Source organism: Hyphomicrobium sp. (assembly GCF_003987855.1).
Taxonomy (GTDB): Bacteria; Pseudomonadota; Alphaproteobacteria; order Rhizobiales; family Hyphomicrobiaceae; genus Hyphomicrobium_B.
This window is the reverse complement of record NZ_RXIZ01000001.1, coordinates 179,168-199,832: the sequence shown is the minus strand read 5'-3', so window position 1 is coordinate 199,832 and position 20,665 is coordinate 179,168. Positions and strand designations below refer to the sequence as shown.

The following is a 20,665-nucleotide window of genomic DNA, read 5'->3' as shown; positions in this document are numbered from 1 at the left end:
GGGTGTCTTCGCAGTGCCTGTCCGCCCGATGTTTGAAAGTTCAATTATGAAAGTAGCTGCAATACTGTTCCTGACCCTGGCGGCGCTTGGCCTTGGCGGGCTACCCGCGTCGGCGCAGACGATTTTCGACGTAGAACACGCGCGGGCAAACTATCGGGCTGGGATCGCAAGCTCTTCAGACTTCGAACTCCTGCGCCGCTACGGACGGCCGAGCGGCTATTATCGGCAGTATGGTCCTCCGCCTCCGCGCCGGATCGATCTTAGGCGTCCTTGGCGGTACGATCGCTGACCGGTCGCGTCCCTAGGAAACGCGCTGTTGAAATGCCGTCGCCGCCGCTGGCGCGCGTACTTTACCTTCGTGGATGAAATAGACGAACACGTCGCGTGGCTGACGCGCGGGTTCATGCGCCGGGTCGATGATCGGCAGGTCGTCAGGCGCCCCGCCGCTTGCCCAAACCTTGGCGCGCTCCGCCCATTTGTCCAATGCCTTCGGCTTATATGCCGTCGGAATCGTATCCTCTCCAGTTTGAAGGCGCGCGTAAATGAAGTCGCTCGTCACATCCGAGATCGCCGGATAGGTGGCATGGTCGGCAAAGACGATACCGATCGATTTCTTGCGGGCCAGTCCAACGAACTCGGGAGTGCAGAACGAGGGGTGACGGACCTCGACCGCGTGCTTCAATACGACGCCCGCCGATTTTTGCGGAAGCAAGTCGAGGAAGGCGCCAAAATCGGCTGCATCAAACTTCTTGGTCGGTGCGAACTGCCAGAGCAGGGGGCCTAGTTTTTCAGCGAGTTCGGTGACACCTGAAGCGACGAAACGCTCGATCGACTCTCCCGCTTCCGCGAGGACCCTCCTGTTTGTGGCGTAACGCGGACCTTTGACCGTGAAGATGAAGCCAGGGGGCGCTTCATTCGCCCAGTTTGCGAACGTGGAAGGTTTCTGCGTTCGATAATAGGTCCCGTTGATCTCAATCGTGGCAAGATGGTGGCTGGCGTAATGCAGTTCTTTCGAATGCGGCAAACTCTGCGGATAAAACACGCCGCGCCAGGGTTCGAACGTCCAGCCGCCGATACCGGCGCGAATCGCACCGCTTCCGACCGTCTTACTCTTACGCGCCATGGTTGCATCCTGGGTGCGGCCGGTGTGAGGTTATCCAGCGATTCGCCATAATTCTGAGGATGCTCACGTTTTTTCCCGCGACTACCAGGCGCATACACAGATATTCGTGAGCACGACATCTCGGCGTTTTTTCGCCGATCATTTATCGTTGTTGGTGGCGCTAGGGGCAAGCGCCGGACACTTAGACGGTTGGGAACAAGCTTAAGTACATGACTGCCGAGAACGTGGGGCAAACGGCCGGTCTTTCGATCGCGGGCTTCGCACATTGGAGCGCTGGGACGACCAAGCGCGAGCGCAACTTCTACATAGCGCTTGCGGTGGCTGCCTTGCTGCACGCGTCTTTCTTCATCAGTGCGGCCCAGAATGGCAGCAGCGCCAAGCGTCTCGGCAGTGAAAACGGCGCAGACGATGCTATCAGCGTCTCGTTGGTGACGGAGCAGGATCTCAATAGCAAGGTCACGTTCGCCGACCAGGTGTCTCCCCCGCCGGGTCCAGTCGCACCCACGCAGCAGGAAGAGAAAGCCAAGCCGCAGCAACAGCCTCAAGAGCAAAAACCGCCAACGCCGCCGCAGCCCGAGCAGGCAAAGCAGGAGCCGCAGCCACCTCAGCCGGAGCAGCCGCCACCGCAAGAAACGCCGCAGCAACAGGAGACTGCGCAGCCCGATTTGCCTCAGGATGTCGATCCGGCGAAGCCTGAGCCAAAAGACGTGGCCAAACCGGACGATACGGCACCTGATAGCCAGCCTCCGGATCTATTCTCTCTGCAAAATGATGATCCGACCAAGATGCAGAGCGCGAACGAGCCCAAGCCAAAGCCTCAACCGAAGCCTGAGCCAAAGCACGAACCGAAAAAGCCGAGCACCACCAAGCAGGCGAACAAATCTTCGGCCAAGGCGCAAAAGAAAGTCGCCGCGCTCGATTTCTCTACCCAGGCGCTCGCTCCAAGCTTTAGCGGCGGTGGCGGAGCCGCGGCTTTTCAGCGGCCACCAGGGATTACGCGCTCGGGATTGAATGATGCGTTCGCACGGGCGGTGATCCGAGCACTGCAACAGACCATGCCGCAGCTCACAAACACACTTGGGCGCGTGACGGTCAGGATACTGCTTTCGGAAAGCGGGAATGTCGTCGACGTAAAGCTGCTCGCCGGATCCAAAGATTCGTCGCTAAATCAGGACGTCGTTTTTGCAGCTAAGCAAACCAGCTATCCGATCCCACCCGCGGGCTCGAATTTAGCTGACCGCACATTCATGGTGACCTACATCTACGATTGATGCTCAGGCCACTCTGACCGCAGCGCACGTGGCGCGCGATCCGCATCAAATTTTGCTAGTTGATGGGCTATATACCGGCGACGATCTCGCTGGCGTGGGTTGCCGAAGAAACGACTAGTCCAACGAGCGTCAAAATCAGGAGGGCGAGGAGAAAGGTCACGTCGGTCTTTTCGGCCATGATCGCTCCAGATAAACGACGATGCGGCAGCCAATCTGCCGATCGATTATCCTGGGCGCGATCCCGACGTTTCTTATGATCTTTCCTGGAGCGTACGGGCGACTCAGACCGACCCACAACCGTCAAATTGAAGCAGCGACGCCGTTAGTCGGAACGCGTGGCGGCGTTGCTGCAGCTGGTCACTTCCTTAGTGCTGATCGCCCGTCGAAGATGTCGCCGAGGTACCGCCGAGCTTCATCGGAGTATACTCCGGTGTTTCGCGACGGCAGGCGCCGAGTGCGAGCGCAGCAATGCAGATTCCGAGTGCAGCGTATTTCATTTTCATCTCCCACCGTGAGGATTGTGTCGCAGAACTTCAACCTGTGCGACGACTAACGTGGGAATGCTGAAAGCTGTTCCTTAAGGCGACAGCCTACCTCCCGTTCGAATTCGCGGCGTGTGCCGGCCGCAACAGTCGCGCGGCCAAGCGGTCATATCGTTCCGAAATCTCCGCAGTCCGGCAGATATAATATGATCGCTGCAACTTATTTTTGCCAACGTGGTGCTTTTGCGAGAAATGCGGGCTCGGGTTGCTATGTAATGCTATGAAAAAAAAAGAAATTCATGGTTGCGTCCCGAAGATCTCGGTTTTCGTTCATCGCCGAAAATGATCTTCGTTCAGCTGTTCTGTGTACCTCGTATTAAGCCATCCGTCGGTAGTTTCGCCCCTGGCGCTCATGATGAGCGGGGGAATGTGCACGATGGGACAAGTGACAGACGAAACAATACCAGCCGGAATAGAGCCTTCTGCCGTCGAAGATGTCATCTCGACAGGTTTTCCGCTGCTGAATTTTCCAGAGCAGATAGAAACCGCCTTCGAACAAGAAGGCGCATACGATAGATGTCGGCAGTTGATATTCACGGGCCTCTTCGGAGTGCTCCTTTACGACCTCTTCTTGCTTTCCGATTGGCTGATTTCGCCGGAGACGTTCGCGACTGCGGTTTGGGTCCGACTCGGGATCGTCACGCCGCTCGCGCTCTTGCTCATTGTCTCCGTCCACTTCAATCCGCCGACCGCCATACGGGAATCCTTGGTCGTGGTGGGTGGAGTCGTTCTCGGTGCAGGCAGCATTCTTTATCTCATGCTCATCAGTGATGATGGTCAACATAGTGCGCAGCATCAGTCGATCCTGCTGATCGTTCTGTTTATCGTGATGGTTCAGCGAGTCCGCTTCTGGTGGGCGATAGCGGCGTGTTTGGCGTGCTTCGCCATACACGCGTTCGGTTTGGCCAGCATTCCATCTCATTCAGTCGAGTTTCAAATCTCCACCAACAGCGTCTTCGGCTGTGCAATCATCCTCACACTCTTCGCCTCATACGTGCTCGAGCGCGAGACGAGGATGAACTACTTGCTGTCGCTCCGCGGACGATTCCAACGCCGCGATCTCGACCTTAAGAGCCGGCGCGACCCCCTGACGGGACTTCGCAATCGCCGCTCGCTCGACGAGGCAATCGAAGCATGTGATCACGCCGGATCAGGCATCGAGGAACTTGCTGTCATCCTGATAGACATCGACCACTTCAAGCCCTTCAATGACACCGCGGGCCATCAGGCAGGCGATGTTTGCCTAAAGCGGGTCGCTGGCATCGTCCAAGGCGAATTGCGTGACTACTCGGATGATGTCTTCCGGTTCGGAGGTGAAGAGTTCATCGTCGTCCTGCGCGGGCTAAGCATGCCGACTGCGGTTCGGATCGCGGAGCGCATTCGGCGGGCGGTGCAGGATGCGGCAATTCCTCATCCGGCCCTTGCTCCAGGAGAGGTCGTGACGGTCAGTTTGGGTGTGGCCTCGGCGGTCCTCAATCGGGAAGTGCGTGTCGGTCTCGTGATTTCCTCTGCCGACTCGGCGCTCTACTCGGCAAAAAGAAACGGTCGTAACCAGGTCGCGCCGCGGATTCCGGTAGGAGGGATCATCGAGGTCGCCGACCGCAGGATGCGGTTCGGCTCATAGGCTCGCCTGATGCGAGCAGAGGCCACCCGCCGCCGGATGGAATCCGGTTTGATCACTCACCAAACCGGTCGACCAACACGAATGCGGCCAGATTACGAAGCAGTGTCAGAACGTCCTTGTCGTGTGGCGACTCTGCTAAGTGCTCTTGACCTTGGAACCACGGCGCTGCATCTGCGTTGATCGACGGGGCTTTACTCAGAAGGATCAGGGACATGAAGAGGGTCGCGATTTTAGCAGCAGGTGCGCTGGCTCTTTCGTCGGGGTGCGCTTTCGCGGTCAGTCAGGCCGTGAAGGACGCTTGCAGCGCCGACTTCGCGCAGTACTGCAGCCAGCATAAGGTCGGCACGACGGGCGCCAGGGAATGCATGCGTGAGCATCGCAAGACGCTTACGGAAAGCTGCATCCAGGCGCTCGGAAAGTCGAGCGAAGTTACCCAGGCAGATATCGACCAGTATCACCGCGAGCACGGCAAATAGTCATCGTCGCCGCTGGTAACAGACGACGCCCATCGCTGCCAGGCGCAGCGATGGGTTTTTTCTTGTCCGCAGATAGGTTCTTACCACCGCACTTTTTGAAGTCCGAGGAAGCCTCCGAGTATTTTCCGCAATACCCGGGTTGGGAGCTTGCCTCGGGCGAAGTGCTGGAATTTGGCGGTCGGTCCGACGGGGTTCCGAAAATGCGGACGTCGGGCTGACAATACTCTCGCAACCGCCTTTCCCACGTCGACCGGATCGCCTGCGGCCTTTGCCACGTAGGCCTCGACTGTCACTTCCAGATGCTTCAGCAGAGGGCGGTAGGCGCTGTCGTTCGGCAACACTCTCTGGGAGTTCTTCCATATGCTGGTCCGGTAAGGGCCAGGCTCGACCAGGATGATCTCGATCCCAAAGTGCTCGACTTCGTAGGCAAGCGATTCAGCCCAGCCTTCGACGGCCCATTTCGAAGCGCAATACGGAGAGTTGCCAGGCTGGCCGGCGAACGCAGATTCGCTCGAAATGATCACGATGCGCCCGCGCCGCTGAGCCCGAAATACCGGCAGAAGGCGCTTCGTGAGCGCAAGGACGCCAAAGTAGTTCACGTCCATGATGCGCCGAATGCTGGTTTCGTCGAGGTCCTCGAATGCGCCGCCTACCGCGACGCCTGCATTATGAACGACGGCATCGAGACCACCCGCCGTGATATCAAGCTCGGCAAGAGCGCGATCGATCGACAGCGGATCGGTCACGTCCAGCTGGGATACAGAGACATTGCGCGTAACGCCCGCGGCCTGTACCGCGCGATCGAGTTCGTTTCGCTTGGATGTGTCACGCATGGTCGCAAGCACCGTCCAGCCGGCCCTGGCGAGCTCGACGGCGATAGATAGGCCGAATCCGGACGAAGTACCTGTAATCAAGACCCTGGGCATGAGGTCGAATGGCTCCGCTAACAGTCGCTACCGTGTTCTACGCGACCGGCGAAGGCGGATCGAGCTGTTCCCTAGGGAACAGTGCCGAGAGGAGCAGCAAGGTAAATGAGGGTCGCTGAAATCGCCGCCTCGCGGTGTCGGTCGCGAAACGCCTAATCCGTGTCCCCGCCGGCTCACGGGCGCGGCGCGTTGCGGCCGACTCCACGATGCGGCGCTACTTTGCGCAGCTGCCGCTCGCGTTCAGACAAGCTGAAGCGGGCTCGCATGACGCCGGGATTTGCCTTCGAAGAACGCTCCGGATTCAAGGAGCAGCTTCTTGTGAACGATCTCCGCATTGACCGAACAGGCGGCCTTCAAGATCAGCTCGTTCGCGAAGATTTCGCCGGAGACCTCCCCGGCCACCGTCACGGTTTCAGATTTGATGGTGCCTTCGACGATGCCGCGTTCTGCGACAACCAGCGAGAGACAATTGACATCGCCCAGTACCGTTCCTTCCACGACGAGAGGTCCGGGATAGTCGATGCCACCTTCTATCGTCGCGGTGCGCGGGATGGAAAGCGTGCGTCCGATGCTCGCCGCCGGCTTAAGCTCATGCATGGATCTAAGAACCTGTACTAGCTGACCCTATTCCCGCCGGGAGGACCATCGCGATTGTTTTCGGCGAATTTCGGGCCTTAGAAGCGTCACCGCCGGTGAACGTTAATGACGGGGCAAGCAGGCGCCAGCAAACATGCTGCACGCGGGAAGCGCGGCAATGCTAGCCGGCCGTCGATGCCATAACACGCCTTGCGCTCTCTCGTGTGCGGTATTAGCAAGCGGCCGTAAATCGGCGCACGAACGGAGATTCGGCCATGGCGGATACGGCAGATACCAATGCGGAAATTGCAGATCTGAAGCGCCAGGTGATTGAGCTATCGGGTTTGTCGCTGGCGACCGGCGTGATCCTGACACAGCTCCTGCAAAAGATCGTAAGCCGCGAAATGAGCCCGCAGAACGCCACGACGCAGATCGTCAACAATGCCCGGGAAGCGATCGAAGCTTTCGCGACCGAAAATGAGGTCGATCCGGCGATGAAGAGCCGCGCGATCGAGGCGGTGCGGCAGTACGAGGATCAGATCCGCTCCGTCCTCCCGATCTGACGTTACTCAGACGGTGCCGGGCCGGATACGCTTCAACAGATCCCAAAGCGGGAGCGCCGCGAGACCGCCGACCACGCCCCCGACATAGCTTGGTAGTGGGAAGTTGAAGATCGCGTGCCAGATGAGCCCGGCAATCCAGCTCGAGGCGAGCATCGCGAGGACCGTAACAAGCAGCCGTTGCCAAAAGGGAAGAAAAAGGGACATGCGGGGGACCGGTTAAGAGGCGGCGCCGGGTATCCTAAGCGCATCTGATTATAGCAAGAAAATATCTCGTTGACATGATGGGTAAGCGCGTTAGCCTTTATCTTAAGGGAATGGGATCTCCCGCATAACCGCCCCGACGGCTGATGATTCCTGCTGATTGGTGACTGCTCGCCCACGAGCAGCCAGTGGCAGGGCATTTCAATCCGGTCGCGGAAGAGTTGCTCTTTCATCAATCGGCGACCCGAGTGATGGAGGAAGCGCAATGATGTCCAGCTAAGCTCGTCCGAATCTTGGTTCACTTGGGTCTTCCGGCGTCTCATGCCGGGACGTGGTTGTTCTGAGGGCCGTCATGTCGTTCTCGACCTGTCTCATCGTCATGGCTGGAGGTGCGCTTGGCACCCTGGCTCGCTACGTCGTTTCCGTGCTGATGCTTCCTGTAAGCAAAGAGCTTCCGTGGGGCACGATCGTCATCAACGTCACGGGATCGTTTCTGATTGGCCTCTTCGGAACGCTGACATTGGCGTCCGGGCGCTACCCGGTTTCGGAAAATTTGCGTCTCTTCGTGATGATCGGCTTCTGCGGTGGCTACACAACCTTCTCGTCGTTCAGCCTTCAGACGCTGGACCTGTTGCGCGCCGGGGCGTTGGGACGCGCTTGCCTAAACATCGCTGGTTCGGTCGTCGTTTGTATCCTGGCGGTCGCGGCAGGACATGCCATGGCGGCCTACTTCAATGGCGGCGCGCAAAAGATCGCCCAAGCTGCGATCGAAGAAGAAGCGTGATGCGGCGGTCGTGCCGCGCTACTTCACGTACTTGGTGTAAAGCGCCTTCATCACGTCGAGCGCCGCTTTGTCGGCGTCAGAACCGGCGATATTGGTGGCGACAACGATTGCGAGATCGTGATCCACGTCGATGTAGACAGAGGCAAAATTCATTCCGTTCGATCCGTTGTGCGTCAGGATCGGTTTGTCGGTCCAATCCAGTTTCGAGAGCCCCCAGCCGAACGCATAAGAGCCGGACTTAGGTGTGCCTGGCTTCGGATCCTTGATCTGCATCTCAACAGCTGGTGTATGAAGGCGCTTCAGCGTTTCTGCCTTGATGAGTTGGGGACCACGCTTTCCTTCGCCTGCATTCCAAGCAGCCCAGGTGGCGAAGTCCTTGATGCTCATATGCGCGAGGCCCGCTGGTCCCAAGGCGGCTGGAAGATCAGCAGGCTCGCCCCAGGGAAATGCAGTCAGCTTGCCTTTATCATCCCGGCGATGGCCGACGGGAGCGTCATACAGACCGAATGTCGCTTGTGGGCCGAGGCCCGCGGTCTTCAGGCCAAGAGGCAAGAAGATGCGCTCATACATAAGCCGTTCCCAGGGCTGACCCGAAGCCTTCTCGATCATGGCGCCAACAGTGATGTAGCCAAGATTGGCGTATTGGAACTTGCTGGAGGAGGGGAACTTCGGCTCGTGCTTTGATCCCCATTCCTTCACCAGGTGCAGGCGCCATTCCGTCAGCCCGTGGTCGTAGGCGTCGGCACTGAAGTAGAGCTTCAAGATCTCCTCGTTATCGGAGGGAATGCCGCTGGTGTGCGAAAGCAGTTGCTCGAGCGTGATCTTGGCGAACCCTGGCTTCAAGCCCGGGAGGTCATGACCGAGGACTTCACCGATGGTGGAATCCCAGCGGAGCTTTCCTTCCTCAATCAGCATGGCAGCGAGGGTTGCGGTCATCGCCTTAGTGTCGGATCCGAGATGGAAGCGATCGTCGACCGTTACCGGAATGTCCGCTCCTGCCAAGCGCGTGCCGACGGCACCTTCGGCAACGAGGTTGCCGTTCCTGACGACGGCCGCCGCGAGGGCCGGTAGCGCATATTTCTCTCGTATCTCTGACAGAACTTGATCGATCGAGTCTTGCGACCGAGCCGTGCCGGATGCGGCGAACGAACTGAGGAAGGCGAGACACCAAACAAATGCGCGCATGGGGTTATCCATTTTTTGTCGCGGCGGGCGTGACGTTTCAGGGGAACTCCTCGTATCACCGGCGCAATCTGCGGTTACCGGTCTTCGTCGGCAAGCGGCGAGCTCAAACAGCGTTTCTTTTTAAATAGCCAGGCGATGCAACATGTGGCGTTCCGCCACCCCAGGTGATGCTGGGAACAGCAATCGTTCGAATACGTTGGATCTGCAGGCAGCGCTCAAAACGATGGTTGGCGGGAGCGCAGAATTATGGAGAGTACCGCAATGAAAAGAAGTTTGGCGGCAGCGATCGGTGCTGCAATGCTGGTCACCTTTGCGGTTCCGACGGTGCAAGCAGATTCCATCAGTGGCGTGGAAGGTGCGCGCGCGAAGGAGCGGCAAGGACGTTATCTGAACCGAAGCGATCGCGAAAATCTGCGCCGGTACGGCGGCAATGACGACTATTGGCGCGGTCGATATCGCGACTACGGCTATCGGGACTACGACTACTATGACGATGGCCCTGGCGTCAGCGTTTACGTTGGGCCGGGCGGCGTCGGAGTGTCAGGCTACTAAGTTCGGCAAGACGGACAGGGAAAAGCAGCGGATCGCAAGATCCGCTGCTTTTTTTGCCACTGGCATCACTTCTGTGTCCGAAGGGAAAGGATATAGCCAGTCAAATCCCGGATCTCCAATCGCGTGAGATTGAGGTTCGGCATCGGCGGATGAGGCCGGGTTAGCCAAGTGGAGATATGGTCGGCCGTTTGGCCAGGCCGCTGCGCGATGCTGGCAAATGTCGGCACGTCGGTTGGCATCGGAGCGCTGGCAGGTTCTCCAATCAAATGGCACGTGGTGCAAAGCTTGCGGGCGACGTTCTTGCCGTTCTCGATGTCAGGTAGCTTCGATTCCGGTTTGCCCGGTTCCTCCTTGATCGACGGCGGCGCGTCGATATCGTTGGGGCCGGCGATGGCGATCTGCAGGGGAAATGAGACAGCCATCGAGAAGCAAAGCGTCTTGAGTGCCCTTGCACTTGCTGCTTCGGCGAAGACGAAGTTGGCCATGATCACCCCCGTATAGATTCGAATGTGTAAGTGTGACGCTTCCATCGGAGCGTGAGATTGACGGAGCGCAAACTACGAATCGCGGCGGAATACATTTCAATTTGCTCGACGATCACGCTCGCGTTGGCAATTTGACGGACGTCAGAACGCGATCGAGAGCTGCCAATGCTCTCCTAGTTCTTTGGTCCAAGACGGCTGCTTTTGGTCCGTTTGAACCATGTCCAACAGCCGGCATTATTCTTTCGTTAAGCGGCAAAACGCAGGATACGGACGAATCTGAAGGCGCGCAGATTGGTCCAGTGACGCGCTGTTCCCGGCCAAAAATATAAAACGGAGACGATCGTGTTCTCACTCGGTAAGGCTAACCGTGCGCCAAATGAATCAGAGGCAAAGATCGCAGCCATCGGCCGTTCGATGGGCATCATTGAATTCACTCTCGACGGCAAAGTGATCACAGCGAACGACAACTTCCTTTCGGTCATCGGCTACAGCCTGCCTGAGATCGAGGGCAAGCATCACAGCACGTTCGTTGATCCGAGCTATGCGAGCAGCAGCGACTACAGGGCGTTCTGGGAGAAACTCAACCGGGGCGAGTTCGTAGCTTCCAAGTTCCGCCGCATCGCCAAGGGCGGACGAGAGGTCTGGATCGAAGCATCCTACAACCCGCTTCTCGACGCCAACGGCAAGCCGTACAAGGTCATCAAATTCGCGACCGACATCACCGCGGTTGAGACGAAGACGCTAGAACTCGAAGCCAAGATGGCTGCGATCAGCCGGTCGGAAGGCGTGATCGAGTTCAATCTCGACGGTACCGTTATCACGGCCAACGCGAATTTTCTCGCGGTCATCAATTACAGCCTTGCCGAGGTTGTCGGTAAGTCGCACAGCCTCTTTGTCGATCCCGTTTATGCAAAATCGGCCGAATATCGCGTGTTCTGGGATCGGCTCAATCGCGGCGAATTTATTGCGGACAAGTTCCGTCGCATGGCCAAGGGTGGCAAAGAGGTTTGGATTCAAGCCTCCTACAACCCGCTTCTCGACGCCAACGGCAAGCCGTTCAAGGTCGTCAAGTTCGCGACCGATGTTACGGCTCTGGAAGAGCAGCGGCGGATCGCGGACGAAGAGCGCGAACGCAAATCGGCCGAACAGCACCGCGTCGTCTCTTCACTCGGATCAGGGTTGCGGGAGCTTGCGGACGGCAATCTCACCTACCGCTTGAACGAAGCGTTTGGAGCGGAATACGAGCAGCTGCGCACCAATTTCAACGCAGCGGTGCAAACCCTGCGGGAGGTTCTCTCGGGTATTGCGGAAAACGCGGAGTCTGTCCGCGCTGGCGCTGCCGATATGGCGGCGGCTTCCGATGAACTGTCGCGACGGACGGAGCAGCAGGCTGCTTCGCTCGAGGAAACGACGGCTGCGCTCAACGAGATCACGTCGACGGTCAAGCGGACTGCCGACGGATCGAAGAAGGCCAGCGACACCATGACGACGGCCCGCAGCGAGGCCGAGCATGGCGGCGATATCGTTCGTCAGGCGATCGGCGCGATGCAGCAGATCGAGTCTTCGGCGCAGAAGGTCTCGCAGATCATCGGCGTCATCGACGAGATCGCGTTCCAGACGAACCTCCTTGCGCTCAACGCGGGCGTCGAGGCGGCTCGAGCGGGCGATGCGGGCCGCGGCTTCGCGGTTGTCGCAAGCGAAGTTCGAGCACTGGCGCAGAGATCCGCCGAGGCGGCGAAAGAAATCAAGTCGCTGATTTCGACGAGTACGCAGCAGGTGGGAGCGGGCGCCAAGCTCGTCGGCGAGACCGGCGATGCCCTCGATCGCATCGTGACGCGCGTCAACGAGATCGGCGATCTCGTGGCAAAGATCGCGTCGGGTGCTGAACAGCAGGCCGTTGGCCTGGGACAGATCAACGCCGCAATCGGTCAGATGGACCAGGGAACGCAGCAGAACGCGGCGATGGTGGAAGAAAGCACCGCGGCCGTGCATGCCCTCTCCAAAGAGGCGGACTCCATGGCGGGGCTCGTCGGCAAGTTCGATCTCGGAGCGAGCGGCGCCGATCCGATCCGCCGCGAACTCGAGCGCGCAGCGCCCCACGCATTCCGCAAGCCGACGCCTCCGCCGGCCCGCCGGCCGCAAGCAGCCGCTCCGAGCAGCCACGTATCGCGCGCAGCACCTCGTAAGGCCGCTGTTGCCAACGGCGCGGACGCCGATTGGGAAGAGTTCTAGGATCGCACTCTCCTACAGCTCCTCCGGGGGGGCGGGGGCATTAGCCGCCGCCTCCCATCTATTATGTGGTCCACGCTGTGAGCGGGGATAACTTCTTTTCGTTCACGGCTTAGTGGCGCACCACGGCGGGCGCCTTTTTTGTTTCGCGTCCGGTTTCGGTGCGCAAGGGGCCGAAACCGCGAGCCCCAACGCGCAGTGCGGTGCACCCTTCGCGCTCTTGCAAACTCTCCCGTTCGGATTTGCCAGTCGTGCCATTGCGTGCGCGCTTCTGGCGCGTGTTGCTTGCGGGCCGTCCGAAACGGGCTCCCGGGCTCGCGAGAGGCGGTCGCAAAAATCTATAAATTCCCGAAGGGAGACGACGCATGAAGAAGAACTTGCTGCCACTCGCTGCGGCTTTCATTGCCGCATCGGCGACCTATGCCATGGCGGGCGATTGGGCATCGAGCTTCAAGACGCTCGACACGGACGGCAGCGGCACCGTCAGCCGGACCGAGTTCGATGCCAACCTCTCGAAGCTGAAGCTGGATCCGGCACCGCAGTTCTCCGCGATCGATGCCGACGACAACAACAGCATCGACGACGGGGAATGGGCGAAGGCGGAGAAGATGACCAAAAACTACTCGGTCTCGTGCAAGGCCTCGAACGAGTCGTGGTGCCCCAAGAAGTAGGTTTTCCTGGCGCACGGCGACACGCGTTTCACGCGCTGGCTGCCGTGCGCTTTCTCGAAACTTTCGGGTGCCGCCCGGCGCACTTCAAGGCAGGAGTTTGGCCCCGATGTCTTCGATGCGCTCGAAGACAATGTCAGGATTGAAGGTGCGGAGCTTTTCGGGCGCCGTATAGCCCCAGGTCACGGCAGCGAAATCAATGCCCGCGGCGCGGGCAGCGTTGAGATCGCGGGCTTCATCGCCGATTGCCAAGACCCGGTGCGGTTCGACGCCCGCGCGGCGCATGACGCGACGAAACTTGCCTGCCTTGCCGAATAGAGCGGCGCTGCAGTTATACTGCGAGAAGAGCGCGGCGTTGTCGGGGCCAAGGACGACCTTGGCATTCTCCTCGTTGTCGGAGCTGACAAGCGTCAGCGTGACGCCCCCGGCCTTCAAGGTGCGCAGCATGTCCTCGACGCCGGGAAACAGCGAGATAGTGTGCAGCTCGGTGGATTTCAGCTTGCGCATGTAGCGGGCGATCATGGGCAGCTTCCAGCGCGGCACGCCGAGATGCTTCAATATCTCGGGCACGTCGGCGCGGCGCAACGGCTCGATCTCGTCCTCGCCGACACGGCGCAGCCTAAAGGCGTCGGCAACAGTGTTGAGGCTGCCGATGAACCAGGGAAAGCTGTCGGCGAGCGTGCCGTCGAGATCGAAAATGACAAGTGTGTAACGCATGCGAAAAATAAACGCCCCCTCGATCCGACCCTCACCTTGCGAAAGGGGTTGAGTCAATCGGACATGGGTGCACGTCACGGCGATGTTTGGCGTAAAGCGCCCTGTCGGAATGGGCAGCTCTCGGACGTCTTGATAAGGCAGGCGCATGGCGACAACCGCGGACGCCCAAGAAAAGGAGTTTCGAATGTCCGAGAAGACGACATCCAACCCGGCCGCTGCATCGAAGGGTGTGACGGGCACCGTCCGGCTGCACCGCGTGTTTGCCACCAGCCCAGAGAAAGTCTATCGCGCCTTTCTCACGGCCGACGCGTTATCGAAGTGGCTGCCGCCGCACGGATTCACGTGCCACGTCGCGCATCTCGACGCCAAGGTCGGCGGCACGTTCCGGATGACGTTCACGAACTTCACGTCGGGGAACGGGCATTCCTTCGGCGGCACGTATCTTGAGCTGAAACCGCACGAGCTCATTCGGTACAACGATGTGTTCGACGATCCGAACCTGCCCGGCGAGATGAACGTCACGATCAAGCTCAAGGCCGTGTCCTGCGGAACCGACGTAGAGATCGAGCAGGTAGGCATTCCTGCCGCTATCCCGGTCGAGCAGTGCTATCTCGGCTGGCAGCAATCGCTGGCGCAGTTCGCCCTTCTGGTCGAGCCCAATATTCCGGGGTGACTGTTTGATTGTGCGCGCACACGCAGGCCCCAACGGCCGGCGAAACGGCATGCGCACATAGCGGCGGCTCCCCGAAGGGGAGTCGCCGTGGCCAAGCAATAAAGCACGAAGCGGACGGGTTCCGCGGCGTCGTGTCTTCGCAATAAGCAGTCTCGGAACCGGTCCGCTTCGTGACGAGACCGAGAACAGGGTTCTGGACAGGTCACTTAATGAAGCGGGGTGCTCCGCACACGGGTTTCTCACCCCGTGCGGACCTGCCTTCCGCCTTGTCCGCATCGCGCGCGTGCCGCGAGCGGGTCGGGCTGCCCCACCCGAGCGTCACGCGACGCCTCGCATGATGCCCTTGCCGGATGGGTGAGGGGATTATCGTGCAGGTTGAAAGAGCGGGGATAAGTTTTTTGGATTTTTTTTGAGGGCCGCGCATCGCGGCCGCCTCCGCGATCTCTCGCACGCGATCCGAGCGACGCGCGGAGCCGGGCTACTCACACGTGCGGAGCAAATTAGTTCCCTACGTCGAATGAAATTTTTTTGAGAAAAACTAAGCGAAATGGGCACTTAACTGCGATTTTTCTCACATTCAGTGCGTCGGGTTGGTGGCATGAGAGCGTTATCTCCTTATGCCGCGGCGGATCTCAACTGCCGCGCGTCGTCCGCAGTCTGGTTGGTGGCCGGACTGTATGAACTGCAATCCCGACAAAAGGAGAGACCTAGGGATGAAACGTCTCGTACTCGTTGGTTTTCTAGCCTTGGGCACGGCCTTCGGCGCAGCGGCTTCGGCGAATGCGGCTCCCGCATCGACGGCGCTGGGCGGTCTGAGCAATGACCATAGCGGCATTCAGCTCGCCGATTACAAGCGCGGCAACCGGCACTACCGGGGTCATCGCGATTACCGTCGCGGACATTGGCGCGGTGACCGTGGATGGCGCGGCGGCGACCGCTACCGCGGATGGCACCGCTATCACTCGCGTCCGTACAACTGGCGCTCGCGTGGCTGCGTGGTCGTCGGACCGGTGTGGGTTTGCCCGTAAATCTAATTCGGTTTCCAGCTTGCTCGGTCGAGCATAGCCGGAGGCGCGACTGAAAGCTCAGCCGGGCGGAGAAATCCGCCCGGCTTTTTTTTTATTTGGCGGCGAAGCATCGGACGAGGCAGCCGTCCGATTGTATATTTCAAGAATTCTTGTAATGTTTAGATATGGACAACACAGAAGCCGTCACCTGTCTGGCAGCACTGGCGCATGATCAGCGCCTCGCGATCTTTCGCCTCTTGGTCAGGCAAGGTCCGTCGGGGCTGCCGGCCGGGGAAATCGCCGAGGCCGTCGATGCGACGCCGACCGGTGCGTCGTTCCATCTGAAGGAACTCGACCGCGCGGGGCTGATCCATGCCACGCGGGTCGGCCGCTACATCCGTTACGCCGTCCACTTCGACAAGGTGCGCCAGATGCTGACGTTCCTTACCGAGGACTGCTGTCAGGGCAATCCGGAGCTGTGCGGACCAACACTCAAGAAAGCGCGCAAGTTGTGTAAGGGAGAAACGAAATGAATCGTCCATTTAGTGTCCTCTTTCTCTGCACCGGGAATTCCGCCCGCTCCATCATGGCGGAGGCCATTATGAATCGCGTCGGCGCGGGCAAGTTCAAAGGATTCAGCGCCGGCAGTATGCCCAAAGGTCTGGTTCATCCACTCACCATCAACCTGCTCAAGAAGCTCAACTACGAAACTTCCGTGCTGCGCTCGAAGTCTTGGGAGGAGTTCGCCGCCGCCGGCGCGCCGGTGATGGATTTCGTTTTCACGGTTTGCGACAACGCCGCCAATGAGGTCTGCCCGATTTGGCCGGGACAACCGATGAGCGCGCATTGGGGCGTGCCGGATCCGGCCGAGGCTCAAGGCGATGATGCGCAAAAGGCGCTGGCTTTCGCCGACACCTACCGCATGCTCAACAACCGCATCAGCATCTTCACCAGCCTTCCGCTGGATTCCCTGGACAGCCTCACGCTGCAGAAGCGGCTCGACGATATCGGCCGCACGAAAACCGACGTTACGCCGGAGAGGGCATAGTGAGACCATATTCGCTAAGCCAGCGGGTTGGCGCGGAGTTTCTGGGCAGCGCGCTGCTGCTCGCGACGGTGATCGGGTCCGGCATCATGGGCGCGAAGCTCTCGGGCGGCAACGAAGCTTTGGCGCTGCTTGCTAATACGCTCGCGACCGGGGCGATGCTGGTGGTGCTGATCACGGTGTTCGGGCCGGTGTCGGGCGCGCATCTCAATCCGGCGGTGTCCGGGGTATTCTGGTTGCGAGGGGAAATCGGCGGCGGCGCGGCCGCGCTGTATGTCCTGGCGCAGGTCGGCGGCGGCATCGCCGGCGTGGTGGCGGCGCATGCGATGTTCGATCTGCCGTTGATGCAACTTGCGACAAAGGTGAGGACTGGCAGCGGGCAGTGGTTCGCGGAAGCCGTGGCAACGTTCGGCCTGCTGCTGACGATCCTCGGCACGCTGAAGGCGAGGCCCAAGGCCGTGGCCGTCAATGTCGGTCTCTACATTGTCGCTGCGTACTGGTTCACGGCGTCGACGTCGTTCGCCAATCCGGCGGTGACGATCGCGCGTGCGTTCTCCGATACGTTCGCGGGGATCCGCGGGGCGGACGTCGCGCCGTTCATCGCGGCGCAGCTGGCAGGCGCGCTCGCTGGCATGCTGGTGGCGGGCTGGCTGTTCCGCGCGGCGCTTCAACCTCAATCCACGGCCGTTCCGGCGGAGTAAGCATGAGCATCACCATCTACCACAACCCGGCGTGCGGCACCTCGCGCAACACGCTGGCGATGATCCGCCAAAGCGGCGAGGAGCCCGAGGTCATCGAGTATTTGAAAACGCCGCCCTCGCGCGAAACGCTGGTGGATCTCATGGCGCGCATGGGCATGGGTCCGCGCGAGCTTCTCCGTCAGAAGGGTACGCCCTACGCGGACCTGGACCTCGGCAATCCCAAGTGGACGGATGACCAGCTCATCGATTTCATGATGGCGCATCCCATCCTCATCAACCGCCCCATCGTGGTGACGCCGCTGGGCGTGAAGCTCTGCCGGCCGTCCGAGGCGGTGCTCGACATCCTCCCCAACGCGGACATCGGCGCCTTCACCAAGGAAGATGGGGACGTGGTGCCGGCGCGGAGGAAGTCGTGATGGCTCAGGACGGGCACAGCGACTTGCCGAACGTCGCGCACGAGCACGTGCATTTCCCGGCAGGCGATAAGCTTGCGGCCTCGGCGACGCACAAGCCTCGCATCCTTCTGCTTTATGGGTCGCTGCGCGAGCGGTCCTACAGCCGCTTCCTCACAATGGAGGCGGCGCGGCTGCTGGAGCACTTGGGCGCCGAGACGAAGATCTACGATCCGCACGGGCTGCCTTTGCCGGACGGAGCGCCCGAGACGCATCCCAAGGTGCAGGAGCTGCGCGAGCTTGCCGCCTGGTCGGAAGGGCAGGTGTGGTGTTCGCCCGAGCGGCACGGCGCGATGAGCGGCGTGATGAAGGCGCAGATCGACTGGATTCCGCTGTCCACCGGCGCCGTTCGGCCGACGCAGGGCAAGACGCTGGCGGTGATGCAGGTCAGCGGCGGCTCGCAGTCATTCAACGCCGTCAACCAGATGCGCGTGCTCGGCCGCTGGATGCGGATGATCACCATTCCCAATCAGTCGTCGGTGGCGAAGGCGTTCGCGGAATTCGACGAGGCGGGCCGCATGAAGCCGTCGTCCTACTACGACCGGGTGGTCGACGTGATGGAAGAACTCGTGAAGTTCACGCTGCTGACGCGGGAGCGATCGGATTACCTCGTCGATCGCTACAGCGAGCGCAAGGAGAGCGCCGAGGCGCTGTCGCGGCGGGTCAACCAGCGCTCGATCTAGCAAATTTTTTTCCGACACCTGTAACGCCGCAAGTAAGAGGGGCGTAGGCGCTTGGCAGGGCTGCGAGCCAACGAGGGGTTGCGGGATGATCGCGTCGGTTGGGTGTACATCGTGTGCGGCGCCGCGCGTGCGGCCGGCGGACGTCGCGAGCAAGAGCAAGGAAGCCGCGCTCCAGCAGCAGATCGACGCCAAGTCGATGCAGGAGGCGCGGACGACCTGCAACGAGACGGCGGGCAAGATCGGCGCCGACATCGCCGCGCTGAAGTCGCAGCTGGCGCAGCTGCAGTTTGCGGACAAGAGCGCGGGCGGCGATGCTCCCGGTGCATCCGATACGAAGGGCCCGACGGCCGAGGCGCGCTACCAGGAGTTCTAGTTCCGGCGTGCGGATGCGGGCTTAATACGGCGTGCCATCCTTGCGCGTGAAGCGCCATTTGCCGTCGGGGCCTAGCGCGGCCTTGAGGTCATCGTTCGGATAGCTGCCTTCATCGCCCGGCGTGCGGTCGCCGATCTCCAGGTATACGACGTTGCGCTGCGTGCGGTTGACGAGCTGATGGGCGAGGCCCGCCGCGGGAAAGCCCGCACACATGCCGGGCGCGAGTTCGACCTCGCCCGCATCGGTGACGAGCGTCGGTGTGCCTTCCAGAACATAGACGAACTCGTCCTGCTTGCTGTGGCGATGGAGCAGCGCGGACTCGCCGCCCGGCATAAGCGTCGTCAGGTTCACGCCGAAGCTCGCGAGCCCGAACATGTCGCCGAGCGGTCGCTTCTCGCGGTTCAGCATGCGGCTGAAGAAGGGCTCGGGGTAGTTCGACGGCTTGGTACGCAGCGGAGCGTCTTCCGCCTTGATCGCGAGCGGCGGTTTGGCGGGCGTATCGGGCATGAGAAATGTGTCGAATGGGAACTAAGGACCGAAGGTTATTTCCAAGGTGACATCCGCCAGACCCAAAATTCCGGTGCCAACCTTGCCGCCCAGCTTCCATTCTTTAGGGGTCATGAGTCCACACAAAAGATTCCACAGCTGCGCCGAAATTCGCTTGATCCAGGATGTAATCACCGAAAGCCATGTCTTGGCGGTGGCGATGGCCGTGGATACGGCGGAGCGGATGCTCTGAGAAGCGTTGGCCGATGTCTTCAGGTCGATCATCGTGAGCAGGTCGTTCAACCGGCCGGCCAAGGCTTCGAGCTGCGAAAGTTCCTCGAGAGTTTTGCGCACTTGGCCCTCAAGAGCCGGATTTATTTCCGCCCGTGAGCCTTCAGCCGGCATGTCGCGCGAGACGGACGAAAGACGGTCGCGGACCGCCCTTAATAGCGCGTCGATGCGAAAACGAATGTTCGCCAGCTTCTGTTCTTCGCCGTGCTGCTCCATGATTTGGGGGACGTTGATGCTGCCTTCACCGGAAAGCTCGCGCATAAGTTCGCGATGCAGATCGTCAAAATCATCGATGATCGTTTCGATTGAAAAGCTGGGGTCCATTGAAGATCTCGCAATCAAATCCACTCGGACAAATGCATTCATAAATGTCAGTACACGTCATTCTGCTCGTGGCTGTTGTCATATGCTATAAAAATAATGCGCAACCGGCCGGCTCGCGGAACGCGAGTCGCGATGCGCAATCAAAGCAGAGAGCGGGGATAAGTTTTTCGGATTTTCTTGAGGGCGACGCGCATCGCGGCCGGCTCGCGGAACGCGAGTCGCGATGCGCGATCAAAAAGAGGGCGCGCCGGCTGCCCGGCGCGTCGCGATGAACGAAGATAGGGCATGCGCCAACGGACGGCTCCGCGGAGCGGAGTCGTTGGCGCCATCAAATCAGAAGCAGAGCCAGGGGCCCAAGCAGGCCGCGGGCGTTCCGCCCGTGCAGGCCACCTGCGAGGAGTAACACTCAATCATCCCGTCGCCTTTGCAGGTGGTTTTCACGGGCCCCTTAGGAATAAGCCCTTTCCCGGCAATCGTATTCTTCAATGCGTTGTGGGAGAACAGCACCGCCAAATCGTGGGTGAAGTTATCGCCGATTGCTGCGACCCTCTCGCATTGGGCCGCCTGAGCCGTCGCCGAAAGCGCGCACATCATCATCGCGGCCACGAAGCCTGACTTGAAAACCTGCATTGCAACCCCCCGGTGCGGACAAAATCCACGCGAACGCTAGTCGAGTGCTTGGCCGTTGCCAAGTGAAGGACCGCTGCT

Annotated in this window: 28 protein-coding genes and 1 riboswitch; of the genes, 17 read left to right on the top strand and 11 right to left on the bottom strand. The window is 60.2% G+C overall.

Annotated features, from left to right (window positions below):
• Positions 1 to 46 precede the first annotated feature (46 nt).
• The gene (locus tag EKK30_RS00945) at positions 47 to 289 is read left to right on the top strand and encodes a hypothetical protein (RefSeq protein ID WP_290978861.1); all 243 of its coding nucleotides are present in this window, start codon (positions 47 to 49) and stop codon (positions 287 to 289) included.
• A 12-nt stretch (positions 290 to 301) separates the two neighbouring features.
• On the opposite strand, the gene EKK30_RS00940 is transcribed toward EKK30_RS00945, so the two are convergent.
• Positions 302 to 1,123, bottom strand: a complete 822-nt coding sequence (locus EKK30_RS00940) for a DUF72 domain-containing protein (RefSeq protein ID WP_290978858.1) — start codon at positions 1,121 to 1,123, stop codon at positions 302 to 304.
• A 209-nt stretch (positions 1,124 to 1,332) separates the two neighbouring features.
• Between EKK30_RS00940 and EKK30_RS00935 the strand changes: the two genes are divergently transcribed.
• Positions 1,333 to 2,394 carry an energy transducer TonB gene (locus EKK30_RS00935; RefSeq protein WP_290978855.1) on the top strand — a complete coding sequence of 354 codons (1,062 nt, stop codon included), beginning with the start codon at positions 1,333 to 1,335 and terminating at the stop codon, positions 2,392 to 2,394.
• A 365-nt stretch (positions 2,395 to 2,759) separates the two neighbouring features.
• Here the strand turns inward: EKK30_RS00935 and EKK30_RS00930 are convergent, their stop codons facing one another.
• Positions 2,760 to 2,891 carry a hypothetical protein gene (locus EKK30_RS00930; RefSeq protein ID WP_290978852.1) on the bottom strand — a complete coding sequence of 44 codons (132 nt, stop codon included), beginning with the start codon at positions 2,889 to 2,891 and terminating at the stop codon, positions 2,760 to 2,762.
• Positions 2,892 to 3,312: 421 nt separating this feature from the next.
• On the opposite strand from EKK30_RS00930, the gene EKK30_RS00925 reads away from it, so the two are divergent.
• Together EKK30_RS00925 and EKK30_RS00920 are read left to right on the top strand one after the other, a co-directional pair.
• Positions 3,313 to 4,560, top strand: a complete 1,248-nt coding sequence (locus tag EKK30_RS00925; protein ID WP_290978849.1) for a diguanylate cyclase — start codon at positions 3,313 to 3,315, stop codon at positions 4,558 to 4,560.
• Between the two features lie 212 nt (positions 4,561 to 4,772).
• Complete coding sequence (locus EKK30_RS00920; RefSeq protein ID WP_290978846.1) at positions 4,773 to 5,036, top strand: hypothetical protein; 264 nt, start codon at positions 4,773 to 4,775, stop codon at positions 5,034 to 5,036.
• 80 nt (positions 5,037 to 5,116) lie between these two features.
• On the opposite strand, the gene EKK30_RS00915 is transcribed toward EKK30_RS00920, so the two are convergent.
• On the bottom strand, positions 5,117 to 5,962 hold the full coding sequence (locus tag EKK30_RS00915; RefSeq protein WP_290978843.1) for an SDR family oxidoreductase: 846 nt from the start codon (positions 5,960 to 5,962) through the stop codon (positions 5,117 to 5,119).
• A 240-nt stretch (positions 5,963 to 6,202) separates the two neighbouring features.
• Positions 6,203 to 6,559, bottom strand: a complete 357-nt coding sequence (locus tag EKK30_RS00910) for a polymer-forming cytoskeletal protein (RefSeq protein WP_290978841.1) — start codon at positions 6,557 to 6,559, stop codon at positions 6,203 to 6,205.
• Positions 6,560 to 6,813: 254 nt separating this feature from the next.
• Here EKK30_RS00910 and EKK30_RS00905 point away from each other — a divergent pair, with 254 nt between their 5' ends.
• Positions 6,814 to 7,101 carry a hypothetical protein gene (locus tag EKK30_RS00905; RefSeq protein WP_290978837.1) on the top strand — a complete coding sequence of 96 codons (288 nt, stop codon included), beginning with the start codon at positions 6,814 to 6,816 and terminating at the stop codon, positions 7,099 to 7,101.
• A gap of 6 nt (positions 7,102 to 7,107) precedes the next feature.
• On the opposite strand, the gene EKK30_RS00900 is transcribed toward EKK30_RS00905, so the two are convergent.
• Positions 7,108 to 7,305 (bottom strand): hypothetical protein, encoded by a 198-nt coding sequence (locus EKK30_RS00900; RefSeq protein WP_290978834.1) that lies wholly within the window; start codon positions 7,303 to 7,305, stop codon positions 7,108 to 7,110.
• A 97-nt stretch (positions 7,306 to 7,402) separates the two neighbouring features.
• Positions 7,403 to 7,465: riboswitch (Fluoride riboswitch) on the top strand.
• Between the two features lie 189 nt (positions 7,466 to 7,654).
• Between EKK30_RS00900 and crcB the strand changes: the two genes are divergently transcribed.
• Positions 7,655 to 8,086 carry a fluoride efflux transporter CrcB gene (gene crcB / locus EKK30_RS00895; protein ID WP_290978831.1) on the top strand — a complete coding sequence of 144 codons (432 nt, stop codon included), beginning with the start codon at positions 7,655 to 7,657 and terminating at the stop codon, positions 8,084 to 8,086.
• Between the two features lie 18 nt (positions 8,087 to 8,104).
• Here crcB and EKK30_RS00890 read toward each other — a convergent pair whose 3' ends face one another.
• Complete coding sequence (locus EKK30_RS00890; RefSeq protein WP_290978828.1) at positions 8,105 to 9,271, bottom strand: serine hydrolase; 1,167 nt, start codon at positions 9,269 to 9,271, stop codon at positions 8,105 to 8,107.
• A 261-nt stretch (positions 9,272 to 9,532) separates the two neighbouring features.
• Between EKK30_RS00890 and EKK30_RS00885 the strand changes: the two genes are divergently transcribed.
• Positions 9,533 to 9,823: a hypothetical protein gene (locus EKK30_RS00885; protein ID WP_290978825.1), complete on the top strand. Its 291-nt coding sequence runs from the start codon at positions 9,533 to 9,535 to the stop codon at positions 9,821 to 9,823.
• Between the two features lie 65 nt (positions 9,824 to 9,888).
• On the opposite strand, the gene EKK30_RS00880 is transcribed toward EKK30_RS00885, so the two are convergent.
• Positions 9,889 to 10,308 (bottom strand): hypothetical protein, encoded by a 420-nt coding sequence (locus EKK30_RS00880; RefSeq protein ID WP_290978822.1) that lies wholly within the window; start codon positions 10,306 to 10,308, stop codon positions 9,889 to 9,891.
• A gap of 342 nt (positions 10,309 to 10,650) precedes the next feature.
• On the opposite strand from EKK30_RS00880, the gene EKK30_RS00875 reads away from it, so the two are divergent.
• Complete coding sequence (locus EKK30_RS00875) at positions 10,651 to 12,540, top strand: PAS domain-containing methyl-accepting chemotaxis protein (RefSeq protein WP_290978819.1); 1,890 nt, start codon at positions 10,651 to 10,653, stop codon at positions 12,538 to 12,540.
• Between the two features lie 362 nt (positions 12,541 to 12,902).
• Positions 12,903 to 13,208: a hypothetical protein gene (locus tag EKK30_RS00870; protein WP_290978816.1), complete on the top strand. Its 306-nt coding sequence runs from the start codon at positions 12,903 to 12,905 to the stop codon at positions 13,206 to 13,208.
• Between the two features lie 84 nt (positions 13,209 to 13,292).
• On the opposite strand, the gene EKK30_RS00865 is transcribed toward EKK30_RS00870, so the two are convergent.
• Entirely contained in the window at positions 13,293 to 13,922 is a 630-nt protein-coding gene (locus tag EKK30_RS00865) for an HAD hydrolase-like protein (protein ID WP_290978813.1), read from the bottom strand.
• 229 nt (positions 13,923 to 14,151) lie between these two features.
• Here EKK30_RS00865 and EKK30_RS00860 point away from each other — a divergent pair, with 229 nt between their 5' ends.
• From EKK30_RS00860 to EKK30_RS00825, 8 genes are all read left to right on the top strand, one after another.
• Positions 14,152 to 14,595 (top strand): SRPBCC family protein, encoded by a 444-nt coding sequence (locus tag EKK30_RS00860; protein WP_290979065.1) that lies wholly within the window; start codon positions 14,152 to 14,154, stop codon positions 14,593 to 14,595.
• A gap of 713 nt (positions 14,596 to 15,308) precedes the next feature.
• Positions 15,309 to 15,623 carry a hypothetical protein gene (locus EKK30_RS00855; RefSeq protein WP_290978810.1) on the top strand — a complete coding sequence of 105 codons (315 nt, stop codon included), beginning with the start codon at positions 15,309 to 15,311 and terminating at the stop codon, positions 15,621 to 15,623.
• Between the two features lie 164 nt (positions 15,624 to 15,787).
• Positions 15,788 to 16,135 (top strand): metalloregulator ArsR/SmtB family transcription factor, encoded by a 348-nt coding sequence (locus EKK30_RS00850; protein WP_290978807.1) that lies wholly within the window; start codon positions 15,788 to 15,790, stop codon positions 16,133 to 16,135.
• The gene (locus EKK30_RS00845; protein ID WP_290978804.1) at positions 16,132 to 16,650 is read left to right on the top strand and encodes an arsenate reductase ArsC; all 519 of its coding nucleotides are present in this window, start codon (positions 16,132 to 16,134) and stop codon (positions 16,648 to 16,650) included. Before EKK30_RS00850 ends, EKK30_RS00845 begins: the two co-directional genes overlap by 4 nt.
• Complete coding sequence (locus EKK30_RS00840; RefSeq protein WP_290978801.1) at positions 16,650 to 17,348, top strand: aquaporin; 699 nt, start codon at positions 16,650 to 16,652, stop codon at positions 17,346 to 17,348. Before EKK30_RS00845 ends, EKK30_RS00840 begins: the two co-directional genes overlap by 1 nt.
• 2 nt (positions 17,349 to 17,350) lie before the next feature.
• Entirely contained in the window at positions 17,351 to 17,764 is a 414-nt protein-coding gene (gene arsC, locus EKK30_RS00835; protein ID WP_290978798.1) for an arsenate reductase (glutaredoxin), read from the top strand.
• Complete coding sequence (arsH, locus tag EKK30_RS00830) at positions 17,764 to 18,483, top strand: arsenical resistance protein ArsH (protein WP_290978795.1); 720 nt, start codon at positions 17,764 to 17,766, stop codon at positions 18,481 to 18,483. Before arsC ends, arsH begins: the two co-directional genes overlap by 1 nt.
• 85 nt (positions 18,484 to 18,568) lie before the next feature.
• Positions 18,569 to 18,856, top strand: a complete 288-nt coding sequence (locus tag EKK30_RS00825) for a hypothetical protein (protein ID WP_290978792.1) — start codon at positions 18,569 to 18,571, stop codon at positions 18,854 to 18,856.
• 21 nt (positions 18,857 to 18,877) lie between these two features.
• Here the strand turns inward: EKK30_RS00825 and EKK30_RS00820 are convergent, their stop codons facing one another.
• The 3 genes from EKK30_RS00820 to EKK30_RS00810 form a co-directional block, all read right to left on the bottom strand.
• Positions 18,878 to 19,363, bottom strand: coding sequence for a cupin domain-containing protein (locus EKK30_RS00820; RefSeq protein WP_290978789.1), 486 nt, complete (start codon positions 19,361 to 19,363; stop codon positions 18,878 to 18,880).
• Between the two features lie 21 nt (positions 19,364 to 19,384).
• Positions 19,385 to 19,957 (bottom strand): hypothetical protein, encoded by a 573-nt coding sequence (locus EKK30_RS00815; RefSeq protein ID WP_290978786.1) that lies wholly within the window; start codon positions 19,955 to 19,957, stop codon positions 19,385 to 19,387.
• A 333-nt stretch (positions 19,958 to 20,290) separates the two neighbouring features.
• A complete protein-coding gene (locus tag EKK30_RS00810; RefSeq protein WP_290978783.1) occupies positions 20,291 to 20,587 on the bottom strand; it encodes a hypothetical protein in 297 nt (98 codons plus the stop codon).
• Between the last annotated feature and the right edge of the window lie 78 nt (positions 20,588 to 20,665).